Source organism: Delftia sp. PX-1, assembly GCF_055797465.1.
This window is the reverse complement of sequence record NZ_CP184763.1, coordinates 1,176,208-1,193,631: the sequence shown is the minus strand read 5'-3', so window position 1 is coordinate 1,193,631 and position 17,424 is coordinate 1,176,208. Positions and strand designations below refer to the sequence as shown.

Genomic DNA, 17,424 nt, shown 5'->3' with positions numbered 1-17,424 from the left:
ATGGGCCGCCCGGACAACTCCCTGGGCGCGCGGCTGGCGCGCCGCCCCGTCATCGCCACCTTGTACGGGGCCGAGCAGATGGACGCGCTGCTGGCCAGCCAGGCCGAAGTCGCCATCGTCGCCAACATCGAACTGCGCCGGCTGCGCTCGGTGATCTCCACCATCACCGGGGCGGGCAAGATCGCCATCGTCAACATCGACAGCTGCGACGGCATCTCGCCCGACAAGGGCGGCGTGGACTACCTTGTGGACCTGGGCGCCAGCAGCCTGCTGTCCACGCGCGTGGCCACCATCCAGCGCGCCAACAAGGCCGGGCTGCTGACCATGCAAAAGGTCTTCGTCACCGACCGCTCCACCTGGCCGCGCAGCATCAAGGCCGTGGAGCAGAGCGACCCCAACCTCGTGCAGATCATGCCCGCCCCCATGCTGGCCCACATCACCGAGGCCGAGCGCCGCATCCTGCCGCCGCTCGTGGCCTCGGGCTTCGTCTGCAGCCAGGAGCAGGTCCAGCAGGCGCTGGCCGGTGGTGCGATTGCGGTGTCTACCAGCGACAGTGGGCTGTGGTGAGGTGGGCCCTAGGCCGTGCGCGACGCGGCCGGCCCGCGCGCCTCCACCCAGCGGAACAGCGGCGCCACCAGCAGCAGCACGGCGATCAGCCGGCAGACCTGGAAGGCCGTGACCACGGGCACGCCCAGCTGCAGCACCTTGGCGGTGATGGCCATCTCGGTGATGCCGCCCGGCGAGGTACCCAGCAGCAGCGTGACCCAGGGCAGGTCCACGGCCAGGTGCAGCAGCCAGGCAAAGCCCGCGCAGATCGCCATGAGCCCCACGGTGCCCACGGCCACGGAGCCCAGCCAGCGCGGCGCGGTGTGCAGGAATTCGCGCTTGAAGCGCACGCCCAGGCTGATGCCGATCACCAGCTGCGCCGCATTGACCAGGGCCTGGGGCACGGCCGACAGTTCCTGGCCGCACATGGTCAGCAGCATGGACACCAGCAGCGCGCCCAGGAACCAGGGGTTGGCCCGCCTGAGCCGGTCCATGGCCCAGGCGCCCAGGCCCGTGAGCACGGCCAGCAGCGCCAGCCCCGCCCATTCGACGATGCGGATGCTGGGCGGCGTCAGCCCCTCCAGCCCGTGCAGGCCACTCCACTGCAGCGCGAACGGAATGCTCACGGTGACGATGACCAGGCGCAGGCTGTGGCTGGCCGCCACCAGGTCGGTGCGCGCGTTCTCGCGCTCGGCCAGCAGCGTCATTTCAGAGGCCGCGCCAATGGCGCCCGCGAAGTAGGTGGTGGCGCGCATCTCGCCCGCCGGTATCTGCGGCATGCGCGGCGCATGCACGCGGTACAGCCAGGCGCCGAAGCCCCAGCCCAGCAGCAGCGCCCAGACAATGGCCACGGCAATCGCCCACCACAGCCCCGCGATCAACTGCACCACGGCCGGCGTGAAGTACAGGCCCAGCGAGGCGCCGATGATCCACTGCCCGCCGTTGCGCAGCCGGCCCGAACTGGCCGTGGGCGCGCCCAGGATGGAGGCCAGCGAGGTGGCGATCAGCGGCCCCAGCATCCAGGGCAGCGGCGTGCGCAGCCACAGGCACAGCTGGGCGGCGGCAAGGGCGCCCAGCAGGGTCAGTGCGATGCGAAGCAGGAAAATGGGGCGGCGCTCGGGCATGGCAGGCGAGGCGGGGGCAGGTCCAAAGCCTGCGAGTATCGCCGCGCCGGCTCCCGCGCGCTGCCGGCGGCGCTATCTCCGTGACAGGTCCGCGCCCCGCCGCACCGCCATCTCGCGGCCCATGGCCGCCTGCGCTGCCTCTGGCAGCAGGCCGCGCGCCTGCGGGTAGGCCAGCCGCTCTTCATTCTCGACATGGCTGGCATAGCAGGCCGCGAAGCGTTCGAACACCGCCTCGTCAGCCGCGCCAAAGCCCTGGCAACGGCCCTCGGCCATGTCCAGCAGCGGCTGGCGCGCCAGCGCCCAGTCGGCGCTCATCAGGCCATGCTCGTGCTGCAGGCGCTGCACCAGGGCCACGGTCTGCGCATCGCCCTGCTCCAGCAGCGGCGGGAAGACATGCAGCTCCTCGTCCTCATGGTGCAGCGGCGCCGCCTGGTCGAAGTAGCGCAGGATGTCGCGCGCCGCCTGGCGTGCGCTGTCGTCGCAACCTTTGGTCCGGAGATGCACACGCAGCCGCTCCAGCAGCGCCAGCATGCGCAGCACGCGCTCGTGGCAGGCTTCGAGCATCTCGAAGGGCTGGTCGAAGCCCGTGCCGGGCGCGCGCCAGCCGGGCACGGCATCGCCCTGCGGGCGCGGGGCCACGGTAACTTTCACCCGCAACTCCCCAGATGGCCGCAGGCCGTGCAGTACTCGCAGCCGTCCTTGCGGATCACGGCATGGGCGCCGCATTCCTCGCATTTGCGGCCGGCCATGACCATGGGGTCGGTGGCCAGGGCCTCGGGCTCGGGCAGCGGCGATGGGGCGGGCGGCGCGCCGCTGCCGCGCCGGGACAGGATGTTCTGCACCGCATAGGCGATGGCGGCCACCTCGGAGTCGTGCCACATGGGCACGCGTGTGCCGTCGTCGCGCTGGTGGGTGCCCAGGCGCACGGGGCCCCGGTCCCAGGCCACCTTGCGCATGTCGCTGAGGGCGCGCTCCAGGAAGCCGCCGCGCGCGGCCAGTGACAGCAGGCGCATGCTGGAGGTCACCCATTGCTGGGACTCGCCGCTCTGGCCCACGGGCATGAAGAATTCGATGGCGCGGTCCACGGTGCGGCCATCGGGCAGGACCACGGGCAGGAAGGAGACGACCAGGTACAGGCGCTTGGGGCCTTGCTGGGTCCAGTACTCGATCTTCTCGGCCACGGCGTCCAGCGCGCCCTGCGGGCGGCTTTCTATCACGGTGCGCAGCGGGTCGGGTGCGGAAGCCGCCGCTCCCGCCGGCGCGGGGGAGGCCGGCTTTTCAGCAGATTCGGGCGCATGGGTTTCGAGCACGGCACTCAGGATGGTGTTGGGCCGGTAGGTGGCCAGGCCCTTGAGGCCTGCCTTCCAGGCCTGGCGGTACAGGTCCTTGAAGTCCTCGTAGGGATAGTCGGCGGCCACGTTGACGGTCTTGGAGATCGCCGTGTCCACGAAGGGCTGCACGGCCTGCATCATGGCGATGTGGCCGGCCGCAGGCATCTGCAGCGCGCTGACGAAGTACTCGGGCAACTGCTGCACGTCGCCCCCCAGCGAGCGGTACAGGCGCCAGGCATGGTCCTCGACCGCGTACTCGGCGCTGCCGCCATCGGCCGTGCGTTTCTTGCGCTTGTAGGTCCAGGAGAACGGCGGCTCTATGCCGTTGGAGGCGTTGTCGGCAAAGGCCAGGCTGACCGTGCCCGTGGGCGCGATGGACAGCAGGTGGCTGTTGCGTATGCCGTGCGTGCGTATGCGCTGGCGCAGCGCATCGGGCAGGCGGCTGGCGAATGTGCCTTCGGCCAGGTAGCCATCGGCGTCGAACTTGGGGAAGGCCCCCTTCTCGCGCGCCAGCTCCACCGAGGCGCCATAGGCCGCATCGCGCATGCGCTCGGCAATGCGCGCGGCCATGGCACGGCCCTCGGGCGCGTCGTAGCGCAGGCGCAGCATGGCCAGCGCATTGCCCATGCCGGTGAAGCCCACGCCGATGCGCCGCTTGGCCTCGCTTTCCTCGCGCTGCTGCGGCAGCGGCCACCAGGTCAGCTCCAGCACGTTGTCCAGCGCACGCACCTGCACGGCCACGGCGCGCTCGAAGGCCTCGAAGTCGAACACAGGCTCGCCCGCGAAGCCGAATGGATGGCGCACGAAGCGCGTGAGGATGACGGGGCCGAGGTCGCAGCATCCGTAGGAGGGAAGCGGCTGTTCGCCGCAGTTGTGCACATACAGGCCATTGGCGTCGAAGGCGTGGCAGTCTGCCACCGTGACGTCATAGACCATTTCCTCGCCGTCGCTCTCCAACGCCTGGACGGTGGCAGTGAAGCGCTCACGGTTCGGGGTGCGCCGGTACTGGGCCAGGGCCTGCTCCAGCCGTTCGGCCTTGTCGGTATCCGCAAGGCCTATGCGGTCGACAAAGATGCCAAGGTTGTCGCCGCTGATGACCAGTTCATGCTGTGCCTGGGTTGCATAGTCGCGCTGGCCGCCTTTGCCGTCGGGCATGGCGCGCAGTTGGGCTGGCCGACGGTTCTCATAAATCGTCGACGCCATGCCCTGGCGCAGCAGCATGCGCTGCACGGTACGCAGCAACTCAGAATCGCTCTGGGACAGGCGCAGGCTCACGCCCTTGTCCTGTGTGCCCTGGACCGATCCATCGGCATCAAACAGGCCGCGCAGCAGCCCTGCGGAAAATGCAGAAGAGGCCGCTTCCATGGACTTGGTGATGCACTTGCGCCCTGGCTCCATCCCCATGCCAAGCGCCAGATCGCGCAATGCGGCACTGGCCATGCGAGCCTCGCCACGTCCCGCCACTGGCCGCTGGAATCCACGGAAATCCGCGCGGTGGCGCAAGCTGGCTGCTGCAGCCTCAGCGGCCTGCATGATGCCTGCCGCGCCCGTGGCGGCATAGGCCACCGCACTGCCGGCGTTGCCTGCAACCTGGCGCAGCTCGGGCGCCCATACGCTGATCACGGCCTTGTCGGCCTTGAGGGTTCCATCGCCTATCAGCAGGCCCAACAGGTAGCCTTCGGCCTCGGTGCCCTGCCCATCCCAGCCTTGAAACGCACGGTGGTTGTGCAGCAGTACCTCATCGCCTGCCTGCAGTTGGGCGGCCGGAGTCCATTCAGCCTGCAACGCATAGCGCGTACGGCGAGCGACACGCCGCACCAGATGGTCTGCGGTCAGGCGCAGCACCTGGCCCTCGCGTGTGGTCAGCCGCAGCACCGGCTTGCGGCCGGTGGCAAAGAAGCCCGCGCTTTCGGTGGCATAAACCTGGCCGTCGACCACGGCGCCAAATGTCTTTCCGACGAGGTCTGCAACCTGGGCTGGTCCCGACTCGGTGAGTACCCAGGTATCTGCCGTGACGCAAGGATTCGTCGCCGCGATCTCCTCGCAGTAGCGCAGGTTGTTGTCGTCGTTGATGTGGTCCAGGAAGAGGATGCCGGGCTCGGCGAAGTCGTAGGCCGAGCGCATGATGGTGTCCCACAGCGTGCGGGCGGGCAGGGTCTGGTAGACCCACTGGCCGTCGGCGCGCTGGTGGGCACCCTGCTCCAGCAAGGCGGTGCCGGGGCGGGCGCGGTGCACCAGGTGCCAGGGCTGGTCTTCGGCCACGGCTTGCATGAAGGCGTCGCTGACGCCGACCGAGACGTTGAAGTTGTTCCAGCGGCCCGGCGTGCGCTTGGCGGTGATGAATTCGAGCACGTCGGGGTGGTCGATGCGCAGCACGCCCATCTGGGCGCCGCGCCGCGCGCCCGCGCTTTCCACGGTGGCGCAGGACTGGTCGAAGACGTTGATGTAGCTGCACGGGCCCGAGGCCAGCGAGGCGGTGGCGCGCACCTCGGCGCCACGGGGGCGGATGCGCGAGAAGTCGTAGCCCACGCCGCCGCCGCGGCGCATGGTTTCGGCGGCTTCGCGCAGGGCTTCGTAGATGCCGGGGTAGCCGCCGTCGTCCACGCCCTGGATGCAGTCGCCCACGGGCTGCACGAAGCAGTTGATCAGCGTGGCCTGCAAGTCGGTGCCGGCCGCGCTCATGATGCGCCCCGCGCCTATGGCGCCGGCCTGCAGGTTGGCCAGGAACAGGGCCTCGCATTCGGCGCGGCGCGCCTCGGGCTCGACCGAGGCCAGGGCGCGGGCCACGCGGGCGTAGAGCTCGCCCACGCCGGTCTCGCCGTCCTTGAGGTATTTCTCGCGCAGCACATCGAGGCTGATGGGCTGCAGATCCGCCGCGTCCTGCGCGCGGCCCAGGTTTTCGCGATGCATTGGCATGGCTCCCGTGTTGACTTGCCTGCCGCCGTCCCTGGCACTTGCTCGGGCCTCAGTCGACAAGCACTTGTCCATCATGCTCCACGTAGGGCGGGTACGGCCCGGTGCCGCTGTGCGGAGCTTGAGATGCCGCAACAAAGCGGCCGGTCTGGACATCGAAGACATGGACTTCGCCGTCTTCGATGACATAGTGCCATCCGTGCAGGCTGAGCTGCCCGGCCTCTACCCGCGATCGCACCATGGGATAGTCCATCAACCGTTCGAGCTGCAGCACGACGGCGCGCTGCTCGGTGCGGCGCAGCGCCTCGGGGCCGGCCTGCACGGGCAGCACGGCCTCGCGGCCCAGGTCCAGCCAGCGCTGCAGGTTGCGTGCCTCGGGCGAGACTTCTCCATACAGGGCCTTGATGGCTCCGCAGTGGCTGTGGCCGCAGACCACGATGCGGCTGACCTGCAGGTTGAGCACGGCGAATTCGATGGCCGCCGCCGTGCCGTGGTGGCCGTGCGATCCGTCGTACGGCGGCACGAAGGCGCCCACGTTGCGCACCAGGAACAGCTCGCCCGGCGGCGCCCCCGTGAGCAGGTAGGGAACCAGGCGCGAGTCCGAGCAGCCGATGAACAGCGTGGTCGGATGCTGGCCCTCTTCGACCAGGGTGCGGAACTGCGCGCGGTACTGCGGGAAGGCGTGCTCGTGGAAGCGCCGCAGGCGCTGCAGCAGTTCGTCGTCGGGCATGGGCACGTCCCCCTGCTATTGCACCAGCGGCGAGTCGGCCGCAGCGATGCGCACGCCCACCACCTCGGACTGGCCGGCCAGCAGTTGCAGGTACTGGTGGAGCGCGCTCACCCAGGTCTGCTGGTGCAGGGCCTGGGCGACGGCTGGGCGCGCCTGCTGCCAGTCGGGCAGAACGCCCGCCTCGCGCGTGCAGACCTCGACCACGTGCAGGCCGAAGCGGCTGTGCACCAGGCGCGGCAGCACGCCGATTTCCTGGGAGGCAAAGACATCGCGCGCGAATTCGGGCGCGCAGTCGCTGCGGCCCAGCCAGCCCAGTTCGCCGCCATGCTGGCCGCTGGGGCAGTTGGACCATTGGCGCGCGGCCTCGGCAAAGCGCAGGCCGGCGTCGTCGGCGCAGCGCAGCTCGATCAGCAGGGCCTCGGCCCGCTGGGTGAGGGCGCGCACGTCCACGCCGGGCGTGACGGCAAACAGCACGTGGCGCAGGCGCACGCGCTCGCCCTGGGCGAAGCGCGCGGGGTTGGCATCGAAGTGGCGGCGGCAGGCGTCCTCGCCGGGCTCGGGCAGGTGCAGCGATTGCTCCAGCAGCTGCTCTATGGCCCGGGAGGCGCGCTCGCTGATGACGCCGTCGTCGCCGGCCGCATCATCGGCGCCCAGCAGGCCTTCGCGCTGGGCCGCCTGGCGCAGCAGCTCGGTGCAGGCGCGCTGGCGCAGTTCGCGCTCGGGCGGGCGCTGTCCGGGTGCGTGCAGCGGCGTGTTGTTGATGCGGGCCACCTCGGCACCGGCCTCGCCCACGGGCGGGAAGGCCGGCACTTCGGGAATCGCCGGGAGATCCCCCATCGGGGCAGAAGAAGAAGAAGAAGAAGAAGGGGTTGGAGACGCGCAGCCGCAGTGGCCGCCGCCCGATCCGTTGCATCCATGTTCCATGTCGATCTCCTCAATGGCCGGGCTTGGCGTCACGGCGTGCCGACGATGCGGGCAGGCCCAGGCGGCGCGAGCGCACCAGCTGGTAGGGGCGCAGCAGGTAGACCAGGGTGCCGAAGCCGCTCCAGACGTGGACCAGGCGCGTGAAGGGGAAGACCAGGAAGATGCTCATGCCCAGGAACATGTGGGCCTTGAACACCCAGCCGGCCTCGGCCAGCAGTTCGGCCGCGCCGCCACGGAAGGTGACGATGCGCTGCGCCCATTCGGCCAGGGCCATCATCATGGAGCCGTCCATGTGCTTTGCAGACAGCGGGATGGTGGCCAGGCCCAGCAGCAGCTGCAGCCACAGCAGCCAGAGGATGGCGATGTCGCTGAACCTGGAGTGGGCGCGGATGCGCACGTCCGACAGCCGGCGGTGCAGCAAGATGGTGAGGCCGATGAAGCCCAGCGTGCCCGCGATGCCGCCGCTGACCATGGCCAGCAGCTGCTTGGCGCCTGCGGCCATGAAGGGCTCGTAGACGAAGTGCGGCGTGAGCATGCCCACGGTGTGGCCGAAGAACAGGAACAGCACGCCGATGTGGAACAGGTTGCTGCCCCAGCGCAGGCTGCCGCTGCGCAGCAGCTGCGAGGAATCGCTCTTCCAGGTGTACTGGTCGCGGTCGAAGCGCAGCCAGCTGCCGATGAAGAACACGGCCAGGCAGATGTAGGGGTAGAGGCCGAAGAGCAGGTGGTCTATCCAGGAGGGGGTCATGTCAGGCTCCATTGGCGGGGTCCTTGGGCTTGGGGCGCCGCCGTGCGGCGCACGAAATGCACGGGCTGCTCGGCGCCGGGGCGCGATTGGCCCTGGCTGCTGCAGCCGTCGAAGGCGGCGGGTTCGGCCCAGGCCTCGTCCATGGCGGGCTCGGGGCGGATTTCCACGCGCTCGGCCCTGTGGCCGGTGATCTCCAGCACGGCCGCGATCACGCTGGCGTAGGGGCTGTCGCGCCGCACCAGCGCCGTGAACAGGGCGTTGAGGATGTGGGCCATCTCGCCCAGGAATTCACGGGCGATGGCCGGCGGCTGGGTGGAGGCGAACTCCAGCACCACGGCCAGGTGGTCGGGCAGTTCGTCGGCCTCGAAGGCCAGGCCCGCGCGCTCGTAGGTCTGCTGCAGGTCGATCAGCGCCGGGCCCCGGTCGGCCGAGTCGCCGTGCACATGCTCGAACAGGTGCAGCGAGGTCTGGTGGCCCCGGTCGAAGGTGTCCACGTAGCGGGCCTCGGCCTCGAAGGGGTCCATGGCCTGCAGCTGCTCGGCCAGCTGCTGCAACTCGCGCAGCCGCGCGGGCGCCACGGATTGCTCCAGGCGCAGGGCGTCGATCAGGCCCGGCAGCAGGGCGCGCAGCTCGGCGCCCGGGTAGCCGATGAGGCAGGCCAGCGCGCGCAGCGTCAGGCGCACGGGGGTGGAGGTGTTGTGATTGAACATGGCGGCGGTCCTCACATTTGCGCGCGGATGGGGATGGTGCGCGGCTTCTTGCCGCCGAACAGGCTGGCGTCGGTGTTGCCGTCGGAGCAGCCGTTGCCGAACGAGAAGCCGCAGCCGCCGCGCAAATCGAACGCGCTTTCGGCGTATTCGCGGTGGGCCGAGGGGATGACGAAGCGGTCCTCGTAGTTGGCGATCGCCATGGTCTGGTACATGTCCTCGACCTCGTCCACCGTCAGTCCCGCGTACTGGAGCACGGCCAGGTTCTGTTCCTGGTCCACGTGCTTGCTGCGCTGGTACGCGCGCATGGCCAGCATGCGTTCCAGCGCGCGCACCACGGGCGTGGTGTCGCCGGCGGTGAGCAGGTTGGCCAGGTACTGCACGGGGATGCGCAGCTGCGAGACATCGGGCAGGTCGCCATTGATGGGGCTGCGGCCGACACTGTCGAGATGCCCGGCGTTCGCCGCCGAGGTGATGGGCGACAGCGGCGGCACATACCAGACCATGGGCAGGGTGCGGTACTCGGGGTGCAGCGGCAGGGCTACCTTCCAGTCCACTGCCATCTTGTAGACGGGGCTGGACTGGGCAGCCTCGATCCAGGCGTCGGGGATGCCGTCGATGCGGGCCTGGCGGATGACCTCGGGGTCATTGGGGTCCAGGAAGATGTCCAGCTGCGCCTGGTAGAGGTCGCGGTCGCGCTCCACGCTGGCCGCTTCCTCGATGCGGTCGGCGTCGTACAGCAGCACGCCCAGGTAGCGGATGCGGCCCACGCAGGTTTCGGAGCAGACGGTGGGCTGGCCGGCCTCGATGCGCGGGTAGCAGAAGATGCATTTTTCGGCCTTGCCGCTTTGCCAGTTGTAGTAGATCTTCTTGTAGGGGCAGCCCGAGACGCACATGCGCCAGCCGCGGCACTTGTCCTGGTCGATGAGGACGATGCCGTCCTCCTCGCGCTTGTAGATCGAGCCCGAGGGGCAGGACGCCACGCAGGCCGGGTTCAGGCAGTGCTCGCACAGGCGCGGCAGGTACATCATGAAGGTGTTCTCGAACTGGCCGTAGATGTCCTTCTGGATCTGCTCGAAGTTCACGTCATGGCTGCGCTTGCTGAATTCGCCGCCCAGGATTTCCTCCCAGTTCGGACCCCATTCGATCTTCTCCATGCGCTGGCCCGAGATCAGGCTGCGCGCGCGCGCCGTGGGCGCGGCCTTGCTTTCCCTGGCCGACTGCAGGTGCTCGTAGTCGTAGGTGAAGGGTTCGTAGTAGTCGTCGATCTGGGGCAGGTTGGGGTTGGCGAAGATGCGCATCAACAGGCTCCACTTGCCGCCCTGGCGGGGCGCGATGGAGCCGTCCGTGCGGCGCATCCAGCCGCCGTTCCACTTGGCCTGGTTTTCCCACTCGCGCGGGTAGCCGATGCCGGGCTTGGTCTCGACGTTGTTGAACCAGGCGTATTCGACGCCGGGGCGGCTGGTCCAGACGTTCTTGCAGGTGACGGAGCAGGTGTGGCAGCCGATGCACTTGTCCAGGTTCAGCACCATGCCGATCTGTGCGCGGATTTTCATCGTGTTTCTCCTTGTTGTTCAGGCATGGGCGGCTGCGCCGGCCGGAGCTTCGTCATCCAGCCAGTCGATGCGGCGCATCTTTCGGACCAGGACGAACTCGTCGCGGTTGGTGCCGATGGTTCCGTAGTAGTTGAAGCCGTAGCTGTACTGCGCGTAGCCGCCGATCATGTGGGTGGGCTTGAGCACGATGCGCGTGACCGAGTTGTGGATGCCGCCGCGCGTGCCGGTGATCTCCGAGCCCGGCGTGTTGATGGTCTTCTCCTGCGCGTGGTACATCATCACCATGCCCGGCTTGACGCGCTGGCTGACCACGGCCCGCGCCGCGATGGCGCCGTTGGCGTTGTACAGCTCCACCCAGTCGTTGTCGGCGATGCCGGCGCTCTTGGCGTCGTCCTCGCTGAGCCAGACGATGGGGCCGCCACGCGCCAGCGTGAGCATCATCAGGTTGTCGCCATAGGTGGAGTGGATGCCCCACTTCTGGTGCGGCGTGATGAAGTTCAGCGCGATCTCGGGGTGGCCGTTGGGCTTTTGGCCCTGCACTTCCTGCAGCGCCTTCATGTGCACGGGCGGGCGGTAGCTGACGAAGCCCTCGCCGAAGTCGCGCATCCACGGATGGTCCTGGTAGAACTGCTGGCGGCCGGTGAGGGTGCGCCATGGGATCAGCTCATGCACGTTGGTGTAGCAGGCGTTGTAGCTGACCTTCTCGCTTTCCAGGCCCGACCAGGTGGGCGAGCTGATGATCTTGCGCGGCTGGGCCTGGATGTCGCGAAAGCGGATCTTCTCGTCCTCGCGGTGCAGGGCCAGGTGGGCGTGCTCGCGCCCCGTCTGCTTCGACAGCGCCTCCCACGCCTTGACGGCCACGTGGCCGTTGGTCTCGGGCGCCAGCATCATCACCACCTCGGTGGCGTCGATGTCGGTGACGATGCGCGGGCGGCCCTGGCTCACGCCTTCCTCGCGCACCAGGCCGTTGAGCTCGCCCAGTTGCTCCACCTCGGTCTCGGTGTTCCAGCCAATGCCCTTGCCGCCGTTGCCCAGCCTGTCCATCAGCGGGCCCAGGGCCGTGAAGCGCTTGTAGAGGTTGGGATAGTCGCGCTCGACCACGGCAATCTGCGGCGCGGTCTTGCCGGGGATCAGGGCGCACTCGCCCTTCTTCCAGTCGCGCACGCCATCGGGCTGGGCCAGCTCGGCGGGGGTGTCATGCATCAGCGGCGTGAGCACCACGTCCTTTTCCACGCCCAGGTGGCCCACGCAGACCTCGCTGAAGGACTTGGCGAAGCCCTTGTAGATCTCCCAGTCGCTCCTGGCCTGCCAGGCCGGGTCCACGGCCGCCGACAGCGGGTGGATGAAGGGGTGCATGTCGCTGGTGTTGAGGTCGTTCTTCTCGTACCAGGTGGCCGTGGGCAGGACGATGTCCGAGTACAGGCAGGTGGTGCTCATGCGGAAGTCCAGCGTGACCAGCAGGTCCAGCTTGCCTTCGGGCGCCTTGTCGTGCCAGCGCACTTCCTGCGGCTTGGCCGAATGGCCGGCGCCGGGCCGCCCCAAGCAGGCCGCCCCCTGGGGGGAGGCGCGCAGCGCATCGGGGGGGTCTTGTTCTCCAAGGTCTTTTCCTTGCACGCCATGGGTGGTGCCCAGCAGGTGCTTGAGGAAGTACTCATGGCCCTTGCCCGAGCTGCCCAGGATGTTGGAGCGCCACACGAACATGTTGCGCGGCCAGTTGGCCGGGTGGTCGGGGTCCTCGCAGCTCATGGACAGCGAGCCGTCCTGCAGGGACTGCACCACGTGGTCCTTCACGTCCAGGCCCTGGGCCTGGGCGTCGCGCACCAGCTGCAGCGGGTTGGCCTGCAGCTGCGGGGCGCTGGGCAGCCAGCCCATGCGCTCGGCGCGCACGTTGTAGTCGATCATGGCGCCGCCGTACTGGCTGCGGTCGGCCAGCGGGGACAGCACCTCTTCCACGCCCAGCTTCTCGTAGCGCCACTGGTCGGTGTGGGCGTAGAAGAAGCTGGTGGAGTTCATCTGGCGCGGCGGGCGCAGCCAGTCCAGCGCAAAGGCCAGCGCGGTCCAGCCGGTCTGCGGGCGCAGCTTTTCCTGGCCCACGTAGTGCGCCCAGCCGCCGCCGCTCTGGCCTATGCAGCCGCACAGCATCAGCATGTTGATGATGCCGCGGTAGTTCATGTCGCAGTGGTACCAGTGGTTCATGGCCGCGCCGATGATGACCATGGACTTGCCGCGCGTCTTCTCGGCGTTGTCGGCGAACTGGCGCGCAATGGCGATCACCTGGTCACGCGGCACGCCGGTGATCTTTTCCTGCCAGGCCGGGGTGTAGGGCGCATCGGCGTCATAGCCGCCATCGGCGCCCTCGCCTTCCAGACCGCGGTGGATGCCGTAGTTGCCCGCCAGCAGGTCGAACACGGTGGCCACGATGGCCTCCTCGCCGTCCAGCACCATGCGCGAGACGGGCACGCGGCGCAGCAGCACATCCGTGCCCTGCTCGTTGGCGTCGAACCCCGGCGACTGCAGGCCGCCGAAGTAGGGGAAGGCCACGTCGGCCACTTCACTGTCCACGCCCTGGCCGTCCAGCACCGAGAGCTTGAGCTGCACGTCGTTGCCCGTGCGCGCCTCCTTGGATTCGAGGTTCCACAGGCCCTCGTCGGCGCGGCCGGCCTCGCCCCAGCGAAAGCCGATGGAGCCGTTGGGCAGGGCCACGCCGCCGTCCTCGCCGTAGGCCACGGTCTTCCATTCGGGGTTGCTGTCCTGGCCCAGGTGGCCGTCGAAGTCGCTGGCGCGCACATAGCGCTCGGGAACCAGGGCCGTGCGGCCGTCGGGCAGTTGCTGGCGCTTGAGGCGGATCAGCAGCGGCAGGTCGGTGTAGCGGCGCGCATAGTCCTCGAAATAGGCCGGGCGGCCGCGCTCGCCGAAGTAGAACTCCTTGAGGATGACGTGGCCCATGGCCATGGCCACGGCGGCATCCGTGCCCTGCTTGGGGTGCATCCACAGGTCGGCCAGCTTGGCGACCTCGGAGTAGTCGGGCGTGACGGCCACGACCTTGGCGCCCTTGTAGCGGACCTCGGTGAAGAAGTGGGCGTCGGGAGTGCGCGTCTGGGGCACGTTGGAGCCCCAGGCGATGATGAAGTTGGAGTTGTACCAGTCGGCGCTCTCTGGCACGTCGGTCTGCTCGCCCCAGGTCTGGGGGCTGGCCGGCGGCAGGTCGCAGTACCAGTCGTAGAAGCTCATGCACACGCCGCCGATCAGGCTCAGGTAGCGGCTGCCTGCGGCATACGAGATCATGGACATGGCCGGAATCGGCGAGAAGCCGATGATGCGGTCCGGCCCGTGCTTCTTGATGGTGTAGACGTTGGCCGCCGCGATCATGCGGTTGACCTCGTCCCAGCTGCTGCGCACGAAGCCGCCCAGGCCGCGCTGCTTTTGCCACTCGCTGCGCGCATCCGCGTTCTCGACGATGGCGGCCCAGGCATCGACCGGGCTCCTGGCCACGGCCAGTGCAGCGCGCCAGTGCTTGAGCAGCCGGCCGCGCACCATGGGGTATTTGACGCGGTTGGCGCTGTACAGGTACCAGCTGTAGCTGGCGCCGCGCGCGCAGCCGCGCGGCTCGTGGTTGGGCAGGTCGGCGCGCGTGCGCGGGTAGTCGGTCTGCTGGGTCTCCCAGGTCACGATGCCGCCCTTGACGTAGATCTTCCACGAGCACGAGCCCGTGCAGTTCACGCCGTGCGTGGAGCGCACCACCTTGTCATGCGCCCAGCGGTCGCGGTAGGCGTCTTCCCAGGTGCGGTCCTCGCCCGTCACCTGGCCATAGCCGTTGGAGAATTCCTGCCGGGGCAGGGAGAAGTAGGAAAGCTTGTCCAGAAAATGGCTCATCGCGGGACTCCTTGTTGTTCGTTGCGGTGCGGTCTGCGGCCCGGGGCTCAGCAGGGCATCTCGGCGTTCCTGCGCGCGTAGTACCACCAGGTCACGCCCACGCACAGCACATAGAAGGCGGCAAACACCCACAGCGCCAGCTCGGGCCCGCCCGTGGCGGCGATGGAGCTGCCGTAGCTCTTGGGGATGAAGAAGCCGCCGTAGGCTCCCAGCGCGCCCGCAAAGCCCAGGGCGGCCGCGCCTTCGGTATTGCCCTCCTTGAGGGCATGGGCCTGCGCTTGCTCGCTGGGATGGGCGCCGAGCTCGCGCTGCTTGAGCGCCAGGAAAATCGCCGGGATCATGCTGAAGGTCGATCCGTTGCCGATGCCCGTGGTCAGGAACAGCACGAGGAACATCAGGAAGAAGCCCATGAAGCTGCCCTCGGCAGGGCCCAAGCCCAGCGCGTAGCCGCCGCTGCCCTTGGGCAGGAAATACAGCACGCCCACCACGGCCACGGCCATGACGAGAAAGTTCCAGAACGTCACGCGCGCGCCGCCCGCCTTGTCGGCCAGCCAGCCGCCAAAAGGCCGCGACAGCGCGCCCAGCAGCGGGCCCAGCCAGGCATAGGCCAGCGGATTGACCGCCGGGAACTGGCTCTTGATCAGCAGCGGAAAGCCGGCGGCAAAGCCGATGAACGAGCCGAAGGTGCCCAGGTACAGCAGGCACATCACCCAGTTGTGCTTGCGCCGGAAGATGGCGGCCTGGGCCGCGAAGCTGGCCTTGGCGTCGGCGATGTCGTTCATGCCGAACCAGGCGGCCAGCGAGGCGATGGCGATCCACGGCACCCAGATGAAGGCCGCGTTCTGCGCCCACACCCGGGTGGTCTCGCCGGCCTTGGTGATGGTCTGCGCATCGCCGCCGAAGACGCCGAAGATGCCGGCCGTGATCACCAGCGGGCTCAGGAACTGCACCACCGACACGCCCAGGTTGCCCAGGCCCGCGTTCACGCCCAGGGCCGAGCCCTTGCGCTCCTTGGGAAAGAAGAAGCTGATGTTGGCCATGCTGGAGCTGAAGTTGCCCCCGCCCAGGCCGCACAGCAGGGCCAGGATCAGCATGGTCGGATAGCCGGTGCTGGCGTCCTGCACGGCGTAGCCGATGCCGATGGCCGGGATCAGCAGCGAGGCCGTGGACAGCGCCGTCCAGCGGCGCCCGCCCATCAGCGGCACCATGAAGGAATAGAAGATGCGCAGCGTGGCGCCCGACAGCGCGGGCGCCGCCGCCAGCCAGAACAGCTGGTTGGTGGAGTAGGTGAAGCCCAGCGCGGGCAGGTTCACGGCCACCACGCTCCAGACCTGCCAGATGGCAAAGGCCAGGAACAGGGCGGGCACCGAGATCCAGAGGTTGATCCTGGCGATGGCCTCGCCCTCGCGCTCCCAGAACTGTTTGTCCTCGGGGCGCCAGAGGGTCAGCACGCTGCCGGGGCGGCTGCGCGCGGATGCCTTTGCGGCGGTCTTGATGTTCGCATGCATGTGCAACTCCTGCGGTTCAGCGCGCGGCCGGCTGCACATCGCTGTGGCCGCCGTGGCTGTTGAGCACGTCGGTGCGGCGCACCTCGGTGAAATACATCCAGATCAGCGACACCCAGACCACGCCGTACAGCAGCATGAAGGCGCTGGAGCGGATGCCCGTCCAGTCCAGCAGCACGCCGAACAGGATGGGCAGGATGAAGCCGCCCATGCCGCCGGCCAGGCCCACGATGCCGCTGATGGCGCCGATGTTTCCGGGGTAGTCGTCGCTGATGTACTTGAAGACGCTGGCCTTGCCGAAGGCCATGGCAATGCCCAGCACGAACATCAGCGCGGTGAAGGCATAGACGTTCAGGCCCAGGTGAAAGCGGGTGCTGCCCTCGGTGGTGAGCACCGTGAAATCTGTCTGCGGATAGGACAGCAGGAACAGGCAGATCCAGCACACCCACAGCACCCACCAGGTCACGCTGTGCGCGCCGTACTTGTCCGACAGCCAGCCGCCGATGGCGCGCAGCACGCCGCCCGGAAGCGAAAAGCAGGCCGCCAGCAGGGCCGCCACGCGGATGTCCAGGCCGTACTCGCCCACGTAGTACTGCACCATCCACAGGCTCAGCGCCACATAGCCGCCGAAGACGATGCTGTAGTACTGGCAGTACTTGAGCACGCGCGGGTCCTTGAGCGCCTTCAACTGGTCGCTGAAGCGCACGTTGCTGGGCACCAGGTGGGCCGGGTCGCTGTGGCTGAACAGCCAGAACAGCACCAGCGCGCCCAGCATGATGGCCGCATAGGCATGTGGCACGGCGGCCCACCCGAAGGCCACCAGGATCACCGGCGCCACGAACTTGTTGACCGCCGCGCCCGAGTTGCCCGCGCCATAGATGCCCATGGCCATGCCCTGGCGCTCCTTGGGAAACCAGCGCGCCACATAGGGCGTGCCCACCGAGAACGAGCCGCCCGCCAGGCCCACGAACAGGCCGATGGTCAGGAAGTGCCAGTACTCGGTGGCATAGCCCATCACCCAGATCGCGGGCACGGTGACGGCCATCAGCACCGCCATCACGATGCGCCCGCCGAAGCGGTCGGTCCAGATGCCCAGCGGCACGCGCACCAGCGAGCCCGTGAGCACGGGCATGGCCGTGAGCAGGCCGAACTGCGTGGCGTTCAGATCCAGCATCTTCTTGATGGGGATGCCGATGATGCCGAACATCATCCAGACCATGAAGCAGACCGTGAAGGCCAGGGTGCTGACGGCCAGGACCGACCAGGCCTGGCGGTCGTGGCGTGTGCCTGTGCTGGTGCTCTTTCGGGGGTCGCCCTGTGCGGTGGGCGCTGTGTTTGCCATTTTGTTTTCCTCGTGGGGGCTATGGCATCCATGGTCCCGCGCGAGGGCCGCGCCGCACATCCGCCAGCCGTACGCTCGGACAAGGCGGAAGAACTAGGAGCGCGCAGGCGGGCCTAGTTCCAAAG

General features: G+C 68.5%; 12 protein-coding genes. 1 reads left to right on the top strand and 11 read right to left on the bottom strand.

Annotated features, from left to right (window positions below):
• Positions 1-567 (top strand): glycerol-3-phosphate responsive antiterminator, encoded by a 567-nt coding sequence (locus tag ACN20X_RS05530; protein WP_012203049.1) that lies wholly within the window; start codon positions 1-3, stop codon positions 565-567.
• 8 nt (positions 568-575) lie between these two features.
• On the opposite strand, the gene ACN20X_RS05525 is transcribed toward ACN20X_RS05530, so the two are convergent.
• From ACN20X_RS05525 to ACN20X_RS05475, 11 genes are all read right to left on the bottom strand, one after another.
• Positions 576-1,670, bottom strand: coding sequence for an AbrB family transcriptional regulator (locus tag ACN20X_RS05525; protein ID WP_473210351.1), 1,095 nt, complete (start codon positions 1,668-1,670; stop codon positions 576-578).
• 72 nt (positions 1,671-1,742) lie between these two features.
• Positions 1,743-2,321 carry a hemerythrin domain-containing protein gene (locus tag ACN20X_RS05520; protein WP_016451948.1) on the bottom strand — a complete coding sequence of 193 codons (579 nt, stop codon included), beginning with the start codon at positions 2,319-2,321 and terminating at the stop codon, positions 1,743-1,745.
• Positions 2,318-5,911, bottom strand: coding sequence for an LAGLIDADG family homing endonuclease (locus ACN20X_RS05515; RefSeq protein WP_016451949.1), 3,594 nt, complete (start codon positions 5,909-5,911; stop codon positions 2,318-2,320). The genes ACN20X_RS05520 and ACN20X_RS05515 overlap by 4 nt, the downstream gene beginning before the upstream one ends.
• A 55-nt stretch (positions 5,912-5,966) precedes the next feature.
• Entirely contained in the window at positions 5,967-6,644 is a 678-nt protein-coding gene (locus tag ACN20X_RS05510; protein WP_016451950.1) for a carbonic anhydrase, read from the bottom strand.
• A 15-nt stretch (positions 6,645-6,659) separates the two neighbouring features.
• Positions 6,660-7,481: a peptidylprolyl isomerase gene (locus ACN20X_RS05505; protein ID WP_016451951.1), complete on the bottom strand. Its 822-nt coding sequence runs from the start codon at positions 7,479-7,481 to the stop codon at positions 6,660-6,662.
• Between the two features lie 97 nt (positions 7,482-7,578).
• On the bottom strand, positions 7,579-8,316 hold the full coding sequence (narI, locus tag ACN20X_RS05500) for a respiratory nitrate reductase subunit gamma (protein WP_012203043.1): 738 nt from the start codon (positions 8,314-8,316) through the stop codon (positions 7,579-7,581).
• Positions 8,313-9,026 (bottom strand): nitrate reductase molybdenum cofactor assembly chaperone, encoded by a 714-nt coding sequence (gene narJ / locus ACN20X_RS05495; protein WP_016451953.1) that lies wholly within the window; start codon positions 9,024-9,026, stop codon positions 8,313-8,315. Before narJ ends, narI begins: the two co-directional genes overlap by 4 nt.
• A gap of 11 nt (positions 9,027-9,037) precedes the next feature.
• Complete coding sequence (narH, locus tag ACN20X_RS05490) at positions 9,038-10,579, bottom strand: nitrate reductase subunit beta (RefSeq protein WP_013804387.1); 1,542 nt, start codon at positions 10,577-10,579, stop codon at positions 9,038-9,040.
• Positions 10,580-10,597: 18 nt separating this feature from the next.
• Positions 10,598-14,452 carry a nitrate reductase subunit alpha gene (locus ACN20X_RS05485; protein ID WP_473210350.1) on the bottom strand — a complete coding sequence of 1,285 codons (3,855 nt, stop codon included), beginning with the start codon at positions 14,450-14,452 and terminating at the stop codon, positions 10,598-10,600.
• A gap of 47 nt (positions 14,453-14,499) precedes the next feature.
• Positions 14,500-15,960, bottom strand: a complete 1,461-nt coding sequence (locus ACN20X_RS05480; RefSeq protein WP_016451955.1) for an MFS transporter — start codon at positions 15,958-15,960, stop codon at positions 14,500-14,502.
• 16 nt (positions 15,961-15,976) lie between these two features.
• A complete protein-coding gene (locus ACN20X_RS05475) occupies positions 15,977-17,299 on the bottom strand; it encodes an MFS transporter (RefSeq protein ID WP_012203038.1) in 1,323 nt (440 codons plus the stop codon).
• Positions 17,300-17,424 lie beyond the last annotated feature (125 nt).